This is a genomic window from Erysipelatoclostridium sp. An173 (genome assembly GCF_002160495.1).
GTDB lineage: Bacteria > Bacillota_I > Bacilli_A > Erysipelotrichales > Coprobacillaceae > Thomasclavelia > Thomasclavelia merdavium.
Genome location: NZ_NFKR01000005.1, coordinates 77,835 through 92,584, shown reverse-complemented (window position 1 = coordinate 92,584; position 14,750 = coordinate 77,835). Strand labels below are relative to the sequence as shown.

Genomic DNA, 14,750 nt, shown 5'->3' with positions numbered 1-14,750 from the left:
AAGGGAATGATTTCTCATTCCCTTATAACAAATGACCACTTTATCTTATGCAAACATTATAAATTTTATATTTATTCAAAAGGATAAACCATTCCCCATTGACTTCTAATTTCAGTCAATGTCGCCATAACATCACGAATATAAGTTAAATTTTGTTTACCATCATTATTATTGATATAGTTTTCCATGTCTTGAACTTCATAATCTAAAGCAAATTCAGTATTACCAGCTTCGATTACTTCAACACGACCATCTTCAGTATAAGTAATAGTTGCCTTATCACCACGAGGATAATTATTTACTTCAATATACCCTTTTTCTCCAGCAACTACACCACGTTTTGGTTGTTTAGCACGCATCGTTAAAGCAATAACTGCCATTTCACCTTCAGGGTTTCTTAAAATAATACCAGAAGTTTCATCAACACCAGTTTCAAAATAATTAGCTGTTGTTAAAACTGTATTTGGTTTACTAGACATAAAATACCGTGCAAAACTAGTAGCATATACACCAATATCTAATAATGCTCCTCCTGCTAATTCTTTTGAAAAGAAACGATTGTTTATATCATATTCTTTGCAGCTACCAAAATTTACCTGAACCATTTTTACTTTTCCAATTGCTCCACTATCAACAATCTCTTTTAATTTTTTAAATAATGGCATATGGAATAAAGTTACCCCATCACAAATAACAAGATTTTTTTCTTTAGCAATAGCTACTGCTTCTTCTAACTGATTAGAATTTACTGTAATTGCTTTTTCACAAAATACATGTTTTCCAGCTTTTAATGATTGGATCAAAAACTGATAATGAAGATTATGTGGTGTAGCAATATAAACGATATCGATATTTTCATCTTTGATCATTTCATCAGCACTACCATAAGCTTTAGTAACATTAAACTCCTGAGCATATTTTTGAGCTTTTTCTAAAGTAGTATCACAAACTGCATAAATCTCACCATGTACTCTATTTAATGCTTCACCCATTTCATGAGCAATCCAACCTGTTCCTAATATTCCCCAATTTAATTTTGACATTATTTATTTCCTCCTTTTATAACGCGAACATGAAGATCATCAACAGATATAGCCATTGAGGCAATACCTGTAAATAATGATGTATCAATAATCCCTGTAATTTGATTTAAATTTTTATTTAATTGTTTTATATCATCAACGTGATCAAATTTTGCTTCCATAATAACATTACCGTGATCACTAACTGTGTATCCATCTTTAGCACTGCTTTTACGGATATCGACCTGTCCACCTAATAAAGACACTTCTTTTTTTACATAATTCATTGCTTCTAAAACTACTTCTAAAGTAATCGGATGATTAAATGGTAATTTTTCAAAAACTTTACTTTCATCAACTAACAAAACATACTCATCAGCCATTGAAGCAATTATTTTTTCTTTTGTATGAATAGCTCCACCTGATTTTAAGGCATTTAATGATAAATCCACTTCATCACAGCCATCAAAGGCTATATCGATATGATCAATTGACCACGCTGGTATTAAGTTAAGGCCATTTTCTATACAACATTTAGCTGTTTGAAATGACGGTGTAACTACTTTAATATCAATATTTTCTTCTTTAATAAACTTGACCAAATAACTGATAGTACTACCACCACCTAAACCAACAACCATACCAGGTTTAATATATTTTAAAGCCGCTAAAGCACAACGTTCTTTCATCTATTCTATTCTCCTTTCAATGGTTTTTTTAACATTGATAATATTAAACCACCAACAACAGCTCCAACAATAATTGCAACAGCATACATCAAGGCATTACCAATTGTTGGTAAAACAAAGATACCACCATGAGGAGCTCTTAATGTACAACCAAAAGCCATTGATAAAGCACCTGCAACAGCTGAACCAACAATGCAAGATGGAATTACTCTTAATGGATCTTTAGCTGCAAATGGAATAGCCCCTTCAGAAATAAATGCTAATCCCATAACATAATTAACTAAACCAGAATTTTGTTCATCTTTAGTCCATCTATTTTTAAAGAATGTAGTACTAATAGCAATTGCTAGTGGTGGAATCATTCCCCCAGCCATAACTGCTGCCATAATTTCATAATTTCCTTCAGCTAATTGAGAAGTAGCAAAGACATAAGACGCTTTATTAATTGGTCCACCCATATCAGTAGACTGCATTCCCGCAACAATAATACCTAATAAAATTTTACTTGTACCACCCATACTATTTAAGGCATCACTTAAAGCAGTATTGATAGCTCCTACAAACGGATTAATAAAAGTTGTAACAATTGATACTAATAAAATTCCAATAACTGGATATAACAATATTGGTTTAATTCCTTCTAAAGCATGTGGTAATTTTGAAAATACTTTCTTTAACCCAATAACTAAATATCCACCAACAAAACCAGCTAATAATGCTCCTAAAAATCCGGCATTAACATCGCCACCTGCTGGATTAGTAAAAGTACAACCCATTTTAGCGACCATACCACCAATAAAACCAACAGCTAAACCGGGACGATCAGCAATTGACATAGCAATATAACCAGCTAAAACTGGAAGCATTAAACCAAAAGCCTGTTCCCCAATTGTTTTTAAATAAGCAGCTATTGGTGTATTTTTACCAAAGTTAGATGGATCAATTGAATAATCATCAAATAAGAAAGCTAATGCAATTAAGATTCCACCACCTATTACAAACGGTAACATATGGCTAACACCATTCATCAAATGCTTATAAATTTGTCGACCAGTTCCTTCCCCGCTAGAAACTTCTTCAACACTGCTACCGTCATGATGATAAACGGGAACTTGATGATTGATGATCTTTTCAATTAATTCTTCAGGTTTTTGAATTCCTTGAGTTACACTAACTGATAGAACTGGTTTGCCATCAAAACGAGCCATTTCAACATTTTTATCAGCAGCAATAATAATACCATCACATTCGGCAATTTCTTTTTCAGTCAACACGTTTTGCGCCCCATCAGCACCGTTAGTTTCTGCTTTTAATGGATATCCTAATTCCTGTCCCGCCTTAGTTAAATTTTCAGCAGCCATAAAAGTATGTGCGATTCCTGTTGGACAAGCAGTGACTGCTAACACTCGATACCCTTCAGTTACAACAGGTTGTTCTTGTTGATCTTTTTTCATTTCTTCTTGATCGATAATTGCTAAAAATTCTTTAGGACTCTTAGCACTTATTAAATTATTTCTAAATTCTTCATTCATCAATAAAGCTGATAACTTAGCTAATGCTTGTAAATGAACATTACCCCCATCTTCTGGTGCTGCAATCATAAAACAAAGATAAACTGGTTTTCCATCAAGTGATTTATAATCAACACCATCTTTTATTGTAATAGCTGCTAACCCAGCTTTTTTTACAGCGCTATTTTGAGCATGAGGAATTGCTATTCCTTCACCAATTCCTGTAGTTGTTAATTCTTCACGAGCTAAGACTCCCCTTTTATATTCTTCTTTGTCACTAATCTTTTCAGACTTAGCCATTAAATCAACTAAATAATCAATTGTTTCAGTTTTTGATTTAACTTCTACATTCAAATCAATACTTTTAATATCCAATAACTCAGTAATTTTCATGATATTTTCCCCTTTTTATAATTGTTTTAATAATTCTTGAATTTTTTCTTTTGTTGCAAGCGCACTGCTAAAAGCTGTTGCTCCTCCAGCAGCTGTTGCTAACTTCAATATTTCTTGATAATTTAAATTTGATAAATATCCAGCAATAAATCCTGCTACCATCGAATCACCAGCACCAACAGAATTTTTAACCGTTCCTTTACAAACACCTAAGCGATGTTTATTACCATTTTCATCAATTAATAAAGATCCATCTTTAGCCATTGAAATCAAAACATTTATAGCCCCCATATCTTGTAATTTACGAGCATATTTTTCAATATCGTCAATTGTTTTTAATTCTACATTGAATAATTCTGCCAATTCATGATTATTAGGTTTAATCAAAAATGGCTTATATTTTAGTGTTCGTTTCAATAAATCACCTGTAGCATCAATTACTACTTTTACTTTATTAGTATCTATTCTTTTTAAAATCTGATCATAAATAGAAAGTGACATTGAAGAAGGAACACTACCCGAAATCACTAAAACATCATCACTAGTTAGCTGTTTAAGTTTTTCGTATAGACAATCAATATCCTCATTACTTACTACAGGTCCTAAACCATTTAACTCAGTTTCTTGTTGACTATGAATTTTAACATTGATTCTAGTTAAGCCATTAGAGACATGAACAAAGTCACTTTTAATCCCTAATTCTTGAACTCCTCTTTCTAGTTCTTTTCCTGTAAAACCGGCTGTAAAACCAAAACAACAACTATCAAATCCTAATTCTTTTAAAACTACTGCAACATTAATTCCTTTACCACCATAAAAGATATGTTCTTCTACAACTCGATTTACTTGATTTGTTTTAAATTCGGGTAAATCCACAACATAATCTAAAGCTGGATTCATGGTGATTGTGTATATCATTTTCGTACCTCCTTTTTTGACGAAATTTCTTTTCACGATTACAATATACTACGATATATTTATTTCGTCAATAGGTTTTGCATGAAAATTTATTTCTTATACAAAAAAATAAAAACAGAACTGTAAAAGTTCTGCTTAAATCATTAAAATTTGTCACCAGCAATAGCATTTTCATGACGCGCAATACTTTTGTAGGCGTCTTTATTCATCGAAGTTAAAAATAAATATAAAATTTCAATTACAGTTGTTGCCGAAACTCGTGAAAAACAATATCCATCAAGAAATAATTTTTCACGGGTAGCAGTTGTAATGTGATAATCACTCGCCTTAGCTACTGTTGAATTTTCATTATTAGTAATCGAAATTGTTTTTGCGCCAACTTCTTTAGCTGCTTCCATCGCTGTAATAACTCCTCGCGATTCACCCGAATTAGAAATGGCAATTACAATATCATCTTTAGATAAATTATAAATATGGCCAACCTGAGTTTCCCATATCGTTGAAGAAACAGCCAGAATACCAATTTGATTAAATTTAAATGTTCCATCAATAGCCACTGGAATCGTATTACCAACAGCTACAAATTGAACACTTCGAGCATTTAAAATCTCTTTTAATATTACTGGAAGCTGATCATTATCCATCAATGAAACAGTTTGTTTCAATTCTTCAACTTTATTAGCTAAAATATTTTGTAATGACTGACTGATGTCATCAAAAGAAATGTTATTAGAAACGCTCACTTCGTTAATATCTGATTCCACCATTTCTTTAGCTAATGATATTTTCAAGTGATGAAATCCTTTAACCCCTATTTTTTTACAAAACCGAGATACCGATGCTTCACTAGCACCACTAGCTTTAGCTAACTGTCCAACTGTCATATCAACAACTTTATCATAATGATTGATAATATATTTAGCTATTTTCTTTTCAGAATCAAAAAAATTATCAAATGATGAACAAATTGTATCCATTACACTTTTTTCCATTCTATCACCTCACACTATTAGATTAAATCATTTTTCATTATTTCTCAAGATATAAAATTTAATTTCTTTAAGCATGATGATGCAATAAATTTAATAATATTTCCACAAAAACTAAAAAAAACGCCTCGCAATCAATAACTGATTGATTAGTTAAAGTATAACCTGGAATAGTAATTACATTATTAAATAACTCTACTAATTGACTATTAGGATTCATAGTAATTAAATAAGATTTTGATGGAAGATTATTAATTAGTGGCGTTAAAAAACGTTTAAAGTTATTTTTTGCTCCAGAAACTGAAAAAAAGATAATTACATCATCTTCATTAACAGTATTAACTAAATGAGCTGACTCCATATAATCATAACCAGCAAAAGTCATAATACCTAAATCCTGAAGCCCGGCTTTTAGTTGACGACAAGGTAATGATGAATAATGAATTCCAAATAAATATATTTTTTTATTTTGTTTTAAATCTACTATCAATTGTTCTATTAAGTCACGATCAATGTTTTGGAATTGATTAATCATTTTAATATATTCATTAATATATTGGTTCCATAAATCACCGCTGTCTTGTTCTTTAATATTTTCATGTAGATATTTAACCATTTCAAAACGAAAATCCTTATATCCCTTAAATCCTAAAACTTGACAAAATCGTAAAACTGCCGAAGTAGACGTACCACTTACATCAGCAATTTTAGAAATTGTATATGTTTCAATTGTTTCAGGATGATTGATGACATATTCGTATACTTTTAATTCAGTTTTAGAAAAATCATCATGATGTAATTTTATTATATTTAATAAATCCATTGATACCACCTCATTATTTATTTTAGAATACTATGATAATTTTGTCAAAATAATTTGTAAATATTCACAAATTATCATTGACATCGAAATAAAATAGGAATATGATATTTTTGTAAAAATTATCATGATAGTTTGTAAAAAATAACAAAAAAGGAGAAAAATAATGGATTATAAAAAATTAGCTGCTGACATTGTCGAAAATGTCGGTGGTCCAGAAAATATTGAAATCGTTTCACATTGTATGACTAGATTAAGATTTAATCTTAAAGATGTCTCAAAAACAAATAAAGAAACTTTAGAAAACTTAAATGGTGTTTTAGGAGTTGTTTATGCTGGTGGACAATATATGGTTATTTTAGGACAAAATTTAATTCCAGTATATGAGCGTGTTATCAAAGATTTTAATCTTGAAGCTGGGGAAATAAGTAATGAAAATCTTGATGATATTAAAGAAAAACAACCTTTAACACTAAAGAATATCGGTAATACAATCTTAGGATATGTTTCTGCATCAGTTACACCATTGATTCCTGGATTAATTGCTGGTGGTATGTTAAAAGTAATTTTATTATTAATTGTCACATTCATTGACCTTGATTTCGCCAATTCTTCAACGTATTTATTACTATCAGCTATTGGTGATGCTCCATTTTACTTCATGCCTATTATAGTCGCTTATGGAGCAGCAACTAAATTAGGTGGTACACCAGTATATGCAATGGTAGCAACCGCTGCTTTATTGCATACTAATTTTATTTCATTAGTTAGCAGTGGCAATCCTTTTACTTTATTTGGAATCTCAGTTCGATCATTAAGCTATAGTTCAACATTACTACCAGCTTTATTAATTGCTCTAGTTGCTTACTATGCTGAGAAATTTTTCAATAAAATTGTTCCAGGAATTTTCCGGTCTGTTTTCGTTGGAATGGGAACTATCTTTGTTGCTGGTTCGCTAGGTTATTTAATTTTAGGTCCAATTGGAAACATGTTAGGTGAAGGTATTGCTGCAATTTTCATGTTCTTAAGTAGTACTGTTGGTCCAGTAGCAGTAGGATTATTAGCAGCATTGTTACCATGGCTGGTAATGACAGGAATGCATACGGCTCTAGCACCATTTATGACTCAATTATTAAGTGATCCAGGTTATGATGCTATGATCCGTCCAGCGTTTTTATTACACAATATGGCTGAAGGTGGTGCTGTATTAGGTGTAGCAGCTCGAAGTAAAGATGCTCAATATCGTAGTGAATGTATTTCAATTGCCGTTGGTTGTATTGTTGCCGGAGTAACTGAACCGGCAATTTATGGAGTCAATTTAAAACATCGTAAACCAATGTATGGGGTTATGATTGGTGGTTTTGCTGGTGGTTTTGTTGCTAGTTTATTAGGTGCCAAAGCATATGTAATGGGATATTCAAACATTATTGCGCTTCCAATTTTCCAAGATACTGTTATTGCTATGATTATTGGAGTTATAACAGCAATTGTTGTGGCAGCAGTTATTACCTTTGTTTTAGGTATTCAAGAAACAAATACTGATAACACTTTAACAACTCCAGTACAAAAAACATATCAAGATAGTGATATTATCGCCATTGCAGATGGTAAGATGATAGAATTAGATGATGTTAATGATGAAACATTTTCAAGTAAAGCTTTAGGTGACGGTGTTGCCTTTGAATTAAACAGTGATTTTATTACAGCTCCTGCAAATGGAAAACTAACTGCTATGTTCCCTACCGGACATGCTTTTGGTATTACTACTAATGAAGGAGTTGAACTACTTGTTCATATCGGTATTGATACAGTTAATTTAAAAGGTGAATATTTTGATGTTCTAGCTAAACAAGGTGATACAGTTCGTGCTGGAGCACCAATTGTAAAAATTGATCGTGAAGCAATCATCGCTAAAGGCTATGATTTAACAACAATGTTAATTGTCACTAATACAAACAATAAAGACCTTACCTTTGATCATTATGGTATTATAAAGCAAGGTACTATTATTCGAAAAGGAGAAAACTAAGATGAAAAAATTACCTGATGGATTTTTATGGGGTGGTGCCACTGCAGATTTCCAATTTGAAGGAGGATTTAACGAAGGTGGACGCGGCCTATTATCACATGATTTTGAAACTGACGGAACAATTGAACAACCACGCTATCATACAATGCAAATGCCAAATGGCTCAATCATTAAGCCTCGTAGTTCTTTTTTCTACGCTGATCCAGTGCCGCAAGATGCTAAACCAGTTTTTTTAGATGATCATTATTATCCTAGTCATCAAGCTGTTGATTTTTATCACCGCTATAAAGAAGATATTACTTTAATGGCAGGAATGGGATTTAATATTTTCCGCTTTAGTATTTGCTGGAGCAGAATTTATCCAACTGGATTAGAAGATACTCCTAATGAAGAAGGACTAAAATTTTATGATGCTGTAATTGATGAATTAGAAAAATATCATATCCAACCGTTAATTACTATTTGCCATGATGAACTACCAATGGAACTAGCATTAAAATATAATGGCTGGGCAAATCGTCAAGTTATTGATTGCTATCTTAAATACTGCCAAACACTATTTAAAAGATATGGTAAACGATGTAAATACTGGCTAACTTTTAATGAAATTAATGCAGTTAGAGGATTTGGACCATGTGGTATTCGAGAAAGTAATGGTAAAATGCGTTACCAAGGGGCACATAATATGTTTGTTGCTAGTGCTAAAGCAGTTAAATTAGGTCACGAAATGATGCCTGGAAGCATGTTTGGTGCAATGTATGCTATGAGTGAATTATATCCTGCTACTTGCAAGCCAGAAGATATGTTCCATCATTTACAACAACGCCGTGAAAATTGGTATTTTATTGATACAATGGCTCGAGGATATTATCATCCATATGCAAAAGAAGTATGGCATCATCATGGTTTTGATAATCTAGAAATAAGTGAAGATGATAAACAAATTTTAAAAGAAGGACAACTTGACTTTGTTTCATTTTCTTATTATCGTTCAAACACAACTAAAGCTGGTGATCCATGGTTTAATGTTGGCGGTTCTGCTAATCCATATTTAGAAAATACACCATGGGGATGGCCAATTGATCCATTAGGATTACGTTATTGTATGAATGAAATCTATGACCGGATCCAAAAACCAATCTTTATTGTTGAAAATGGTATAGGTGCTATCGACAAAGCTGATGAAAATGGATATGTTGAAGATGATTATCGAATTGATTATCTACAACAACATTTATCAGCAATGGCAGATGCTATTTTAATCGATGGAGTTGATTGTTTAGGTTATACAATGTGGGGACCAATTGATTTAATTTCTTTATCAACAGGAGAAATGAAGAAAAGATATGGATTTATTTATGTTGATATGGATGATAAAGGAAACGGTACATTAAATCGTACTAAGAAAAAATCTTATTACTGGATGAAACATATTATTGAAACTAATGGTGAAGCTTTAGAAGAACCATTAACAAATAAAAAATAAAAAAACAAGAGATTTCAAAGCATTGTTATAGTTTTGAAATCTCTTTTATCTAATTATTACAAATCATTTATAATCATAAGATTTTCTAATCTTTTAATGTTAAACATTTTCCTATAACTTTTCCTAACTCTAAATATTCATAATTAGGAAAATCAAATAATACCGGTGCTACTTTTTGATAATCTATTTTCCCCTGTTCATTTAAATTCTTTTCATCGACATAAGTATTTTCAATTTTCAAAATAAAATTATCAAAATTTTGATATTCATAAATATCTACAACACTACCTTCGATTACTAATGGTGAATCATTAATAACTGGTACACCATTATCGCTAACAAAATAATCAAAAACTTCTGATTTATCTACTTTATTACCACTAACACTACCTACATAATCAGCTTTTTTTAAAATTTGTTGATTAACTAGATTAATTGATAATCATCCAGTTTCCTTAATTCCTTTATTAATATAATGCGGTTTAGCCAAACTAACTAAAACACTATCATGACTTACAATACCAATATGTCCAACTAGCGTCCAGCTTGGTTTTTCATTTACATTAGCACCAATAACCACCATTGGCATCGGATATAGTGCTAAAACCGGTCCTAAATTTTTCATCTGTTATTCCCCCGTTCTAATTAAAAATTCAATTCATCAAGCCATTCATTTACTTCATCTTGACAGTCATCAACATCATCACCGTTGATTGCTAAACCTTCAGTTACTACAGCATCAGGTTCTTCATTTGCAATATTTGCAGATGTTCCTGATAATCCTGAACCACCATGAGTTATAAATGGCGCAATTGTTTTATTTGATAAATCATATTGATCTAAAAAACTATAAATTGGCATTGGCATATCGCCCCACCATATTGCGTGTCCAAATTGATACAATCAACGTCTTGTGGCTATCGTTTTTTAATTTACGAAAACACCACAATATATGTACTTTTTCATTCTTCCCCGCGCACCCACATGGTATTGGGTATCGTTTTTCGACTTGCAATTCCAGACTGAGCAGCCGCGTTCTTTCCTATTAAAGGAAGCCTACCGTTTTTCGATTTGCTATCGTTTTTATTTTACATCAAATCCGCCTGAGAATCCACCACAGAGAAAGGCCCGGAACCCAACGCTCAAAATCTGGTTCCGGGCTTATTTTTACATCTCCGTTGTGATTTCAGTCCCATTCCTGAAAGTAAAGACCACCCTGCCATCTGAATAAACCGTAGCATAATCGATTAACTGATAGAACAGCCGGTCATCAAAGGCAAGCGGCAGTTCATGGATCTCCCCAAGCTCGAACAGGAATCCGCTGAAAATATCATATTTGAATTCCCTCTCTTTCCGTTCTTTCTCCAGGCTGTCCATCCTGCTTTCCAATGCGGCATACCGGCTGACGTATCCGTCATACCGTTTCCGGTAATCATTCTGGTCCATTTTCCTCGTGGCATTTTCGTCTATCAGCTTCTGGATCAGCCCCGTGGTCACTTCCATTTCACTTCTGACCTCTTCCATCTCCCGGTCGATTGCCTTGCAGTCACCTAAAACGTGCATAACCGCCCGGCAGTCATCAATCAGGCTGTCCCTGTTCTCCATCAGGCTGCTCAACGCTTCCAGGAACAATTCCTGTATCCTCTGCTCATACAGATGGGGCGTCGTGCATTTATGTTCTCCTTTAAACTTGGCGTTGCACTGCCAGACTGTGCGCTTATATTTGCTGTTGGAATGCCACACCTTAGAGCCGAAGTATGCCCCGCAGTCCCCGCATTTCAGCTTGGCGGAAAACGGGCTGCAGCAATTGCTCCTTCCCGCCGCCCTCCGGCGCTCCATCTCCAATTGTACCAACTGCCACTCGGAAGGGGAAATGATGGCGTCATGGCTGCCCTCCACATAATACTGCGGCACTTCACCTTCATTCGTTTTCCGTTTCTTAGAGAGGAAATCCACCGTGTAGCACTTTTGCAAACGGGCATCGCCTTTGTATTTTTCGTTGGTCAGGATATTTTCCACCGTCCTATGACGCCACTCGCTTTTCCCGGTCGGCGTGGGAATCTCCTGCTCTGTCAGATACTTTGCAATGGCATAAGGCGTTTTCCCTTGCATGAACATCCGGTAAATCAGCCTTACGGTTTCCGCCTCCTCCGGCACAATCTCCATCTGCCCGTCCTCGCCTTTCTTGTATCCGAGGAAGGTGCTGTACGCAAGGCTGACTTTGCCGTCTGCAAAACGCTTTCTCTTTCCCCAGGTAACATTCTCCGAGATGGAGCGGGATTCCTCCTGCGCAAGGCTGCTCATGATGGTAATCAGCAGCTCGCCTTTGGAGTCAAATGTAAAAATGTTCTCTTTCTGGAAATAAACCTCCACGCCTCTTTCCTTCAGCTTCCGCACTGTAGAGAGGCTGTCCACCGTATTCCTTGCGAACCGGGATACTGATTTTGTCACGATCAGGTCTATCTTCCCATCCAGGGCATCCCTTATCATTTCATTAAAGCCGTCCCTGTGACGGGTGTCGGTCGCGCTGATCCCTTCATCTGTATATACTTTGACAAATTCCCATTCCGGCCGGGATTGGATGTAGCTCGTGTAATAATCGACCTGCGCTTCGTAGCTGGTCAACTGCTCCTCGCTGTCTGTGCTGACACGGGCATAACCCGCCGTTTTCCGCTTCGTTACCGCATCCTTCCGGATTCCGGTATGGATATTCCTTGTTGCAGGAATGACTGTCACATTAGCCATCGTTCTCCTCCTTCCCGCCGTTTTTTCTCATTGCCCTGACTTCCTTCATCCGCTGGCGAAGCATCTCCCGGTGTTCCGCAGATGCCTCACCGTCACTCCAGTAGGCTTTCTTTTTTTCGCTTATGAGCCTGCGCCGTTCCTCCGGAAATTCATGGGTTCTCCAGTATTCTTTCATGCGCTCACTCTGCTGACGTTTCTGCTCATCTGTACGTTTCCGGCCAGAGTTTTTCAGGCTGATCTGCCGTTTCTGTTCTTCTGTACAGATATACTTGATTTCATGCTCCCTCCACTGTTTAACGGTTTCTTTTCCGTCCTTCAAGCAGAATACCAAAGTGCGGTCTTTTTCCGCTCTGATAACCGTTATCTTGTCCCTGACGGCATCCTCCGTAACTTCACCACCAATGACCTCCGCCGTCAGCCTGAACAGTTCTTCCTCCGGGATAATCTCCGCGCCACAGCAATTCAATCCGTCTTTCCTCCGGGTGTGGCAGGTCCAGGTCCGGTATTTCGGGGACCCTGAGCGCACATAACTTTTCCCGCACCGGCTGCATTTTACCATGCTGGTAAACGGGTATCTCGCAGTAGATTTGTTTCCATCCGGGCTTGCGAAATGCTCCGCCCTGCGCTGGATCTCCTCCTGCACCCGGTTAAAGGTATCCATGTCAATGATAGCCTCGTGGGTACCCTGCGCATGGTACATCGGTTTTTCCCCATTGTTCTTGACGCTCCTTTTTGTGATGTAGTCTTCCCGGTAGGTCGTCTGCAGGATCAGATTCCCGGTATACGCATAATTACGCAGCAGCTTTAAAATGGGGCTCCTGCTCCACGAGTTTCCGAGCCGTGTTTTGATGCCCATTGCATTCAGGCGGTTCCGTATGGCCGTTGCACCAGCCCCTTCCAGATACCATGCAAAAATCATCCGTACCGTTTCCGCTTCCTCCGGCACGATCTCATACCGTCCGTTCACATTGCGGTAGCCGAGCAGGGTGCTGCTCCAGGGCTTGCCTTCCTCGAAGTTTTTCTTGATGCGCCATTTCTGATTCTCGCTGGCCGAGCGGCTTTCTTCCTGCGCATAGGACGCCAGGATCGTCAGCATCAGTTCCCCGTCTGCGCTTAAGGAATGGATGTTCTGTTCTTCAAAGTAAACGTCCACACCCAGCGTTTTCAGTTCCCGCACGGTCTCCAGAAGCGTGACCGTATTCCTGGCAAAGCGTGAGATGGATTTTGTAATGACCATGTCAATCTTTCCCGCCCGGCACTCTGAAAGCAGCCGCCTGAAATTCTTCCTGGAATCTCTGGTCCCGGTCACGGCTTCATCCGCATAGACGCCAGCGTATTCCCATCCGGCGTGGTTCTGGATCAGTTCGCTGTAATAGCTCACCTGTGCAGCCAGGGAATGACGCATGGCATCCTTGCCAGAGGACACCCTGCAGTACGCCGCCACATTTTTATCTCTCGGCAACTGTGGGGAACCAAATGTGACCTGGGTAATTCTTCCCGCCATGCTTGTTCCTCCTTGTATCAAATTCCGCCATTTTGGCGTATGCTATTCATCACTCTGAACGGCTATAATATCAAGTCTTTTCTGTGAAAATGCTGTCCAAAGATAAGCCGTGCCTTTTGGCGATAATTGTGTAGGATTTCCGGCGGTCAGCGGCAGTAATCACCCCTTCGGAAAAGAGCCTGTCAATCAATGAGAGGGAAACCCGGTAGGCCATCAGGTTCTCTGGCTCATACGCAGTTTCCGTTTTCTTTCCGGTGTTTCCAATAGCATTCCCGGCAGCAATATTTCCTTCTGCTGTTCCCATAGACCTCAAACTCCTTTCCGCATTGATGGCATACCAGCCGGTAGTAAGCCTTTTTATTGATCTCCGATGGGTGGCTGTTCCACCAGCGGCTGCGGCACTGGTCAGAGCAGAACTTCTTTTCCTTGCGCCCCTCGGCCTGCATGACCGGTTTCCCGCACTGCGGGCAGAAATGGGTGCATCCCATATCCGGATGCCTGCGCAGATAAGACTTCACGGTATTAACGGACAGCCCCAGCGCAGCGGCTATCGCTCCCGCGCTTTTGCCTTGTAATCTCATATTGCCGATGACAATCATATCTTCTTTCTTCACACTGACACCTCCTCAACATACGGAGATTTC

General features: G+C 36.8%; 14 protein-coding genes. 2 read left to right on the top strand and 12 right to left on the bottom strand.

What is annotated here, in order from left to right:
* Positions 1–71: 71 nt before the first annotated feature.
* The 6 genes from B5F09_RS03680 to B5F09_RS03655 all read right to left on the bottom strand — a co-directional run bounded on the left by B5F09_RS03680 (position 72) and on the right by B5F09_RS03655 (position 6,345).
* Positions 72–1,043 (bottom strand): Gfo/Idh/MocA family protein, encoded by a 972-nt coding sequence (locus B5F09_RS03680; protein WP_087371738.1) that lies wholly within the window; start codon positions 1,041–1,043, stop codon positions 72–74.
* Entirely contained in the window at positions 1,043–1,711 is a 669-nt protein-coding gene (gene rpiA / locus B5F09_RS03675; protein ID WP_087371735.1) for a ribose 5-phosphate isomerase A, read from the bottom strand. Before rpiA ends, B5F09_RS03680 begins: the two co-directional genes overlap by 1 nt.
* Positions 1,712–1,716: 5 nt before the next feature.
* The gene (locus B5F09_RS03670; protein ID WP_087371734.1) at positions 1,717–3,615 is read right to left on the bottom strand and encodes a fructose-specific PTS transporter subunit EIIC; all 1,899 of its coding nucleotides are present in this window, start codon (positions 3,613–3,615) and stop codon (positions 1,717–1,719) included.
* A 15-nt stretch (positions 3,616–3,630) separates the two neighbouring features.
* The gene (gene pfkB, locus B5F09_RS03665; protein WP_087371731.1) at positions 3,631–4,533 is read right to left on the bottom strand and encodes a 1-phosphofructokinase; all 903 of its coding nucleotides are present in this window, start codon (positions 4,531–4,533) and stop codon (positions 3,631–3,633) included.
* Positions 4,534–4,676: 143 nt separating this feature from the next.
* The gene (locus B5F09_RS03660; protein WP_087371727.1) at positions 4,677–5,525 is read right to left on the bottom strand and encodes a MurR/RpiR family transcriptional regulator; all 849 of its coding nucleotides are present in this window, start codon (positions 5,523–5,525) and stop codon (positions 4,677–4,679) included.
* Positions 5,526–5,592: 67 nt separating this feature from the next.
* A complete protein-coding gene (locus tag B5F09_RS03655) occupies positions 5,593–6,345 on the bottom strand; it encodes a MurR/RpiR family transcriptional regulator (protein WP_087371724.1) in 753 nt (250 codons plus the stop codon).
* Positions 6,346–6,508: 163 nt separating this feature from the next.
* Here B5F09_RS03655 and B5F09_RS03650 point away from each other — a divergent pair, with 163 nt between their 5' ends.
* Positions 6,509–8,371, top strand: coding sequence for a glucose PTS transporter subunit IIA (locus B5F09_RS03650; protein WP_087371721.1), 1,863 nt, complete (start codon positions 6,509–6,511; stop codon positions 8,369–8,371).
* A gap of 1 nt (position 8,372) precedes the next feature.
* Positions 8,373–9,857, top strand: coding sequence for a glycoside hydrolase family 1 protein (locus tag B5F09_RS03645; RefSeq protein WP_087371718.1), 1,485 nt, complete (start codon positions 8,373–8,375; stop codon positions 9,855–9,857).
* Between the two features lie 85 nt (positions 9,858–9,942).
* Here B5F09_RS03645 and B5F09_RS15280 read toward each other — a convergent pair whose 3' ends face one another.
* The 6 genes from B5F09_RS15280 to B5F09_RS03620 all read right to left on the bottom strand — a co-directional run bounded on the left by B5F09_RS15280 (position 9,943) and on the right by B5F09_RS03620 (position 14,720).
* Positions 9,943–10,293 (bottom strand): flavin reductase, encoded by a 351-nt coding sequence (locus tag B5F09_RS15280; RefSeq protein WP_204215213.1) that lies wholly within the window; start codon positions 10,291–10,293, stop codon positions 9,943–9,945.
* 6 nt (positions 10,294–10,299) lie between these two features.
* Positions 10,300–10,482: a hypothetical protein gene (locus B5F09_RS14980; RefSeq protein WP_204215209.1), complete on the bottom strand. Its 183-nt coding sequence runs from the start codon at positions 10,480–10,482 to the stop codon at positions 10,300–10,302.
* Between the two features lie 20 nt (positions 10,483–10,502).
* Positions 10,503–10,760 (bottom strand): flavodoxin, encoded by a 258-nt coding sequence (locus B5F09_RS03635; protein WP_255375538.1) that lies wholly within the window; start codon positions 10,758–10,760, stop codon positions 10,503–10,505.
* Positions 10,761–11,024: 264 nt separating this feature from the next.
* Complete coding sequence (locus B5F09_RS03630) at positions 11,025–12,602, bottom strand: recombinase family protein (protein WP_087371711.1); 1,578 nt, start codon at positions 12,600–12,602, stop codon at positions 11,025–11,027.
* On the bottom strand, positions 12,595–14,106 hold the full coding sequence (locus tag B5F09_RS03625) for a recombinase family protein (protein WP_087371708.1): 1,512 nt from the start codon (positions 14,104–14,106) through the stop codon (positions 12,595–12,597). The genes B5F09_RS03630 and B5F09_RS03625 overlap by 8 nt, the downstream gene beginning before the upstream one ends.
* A 227-nt stretch (positions 14,107–14,333) precedes the next feature.
* Complete coding sequence (locus tag B5F09_RS03620) at positions 14,334–14,720, bottom strand: RNA polymerase subunit sigma-70 (protein ID WP_239404235.1); 387 nt, start codon at positions 14,718–14,720, stop codon at positions 14,334–14,336.
* Positions 14,721–14,750: the final 30 nt, after the last annotated feature.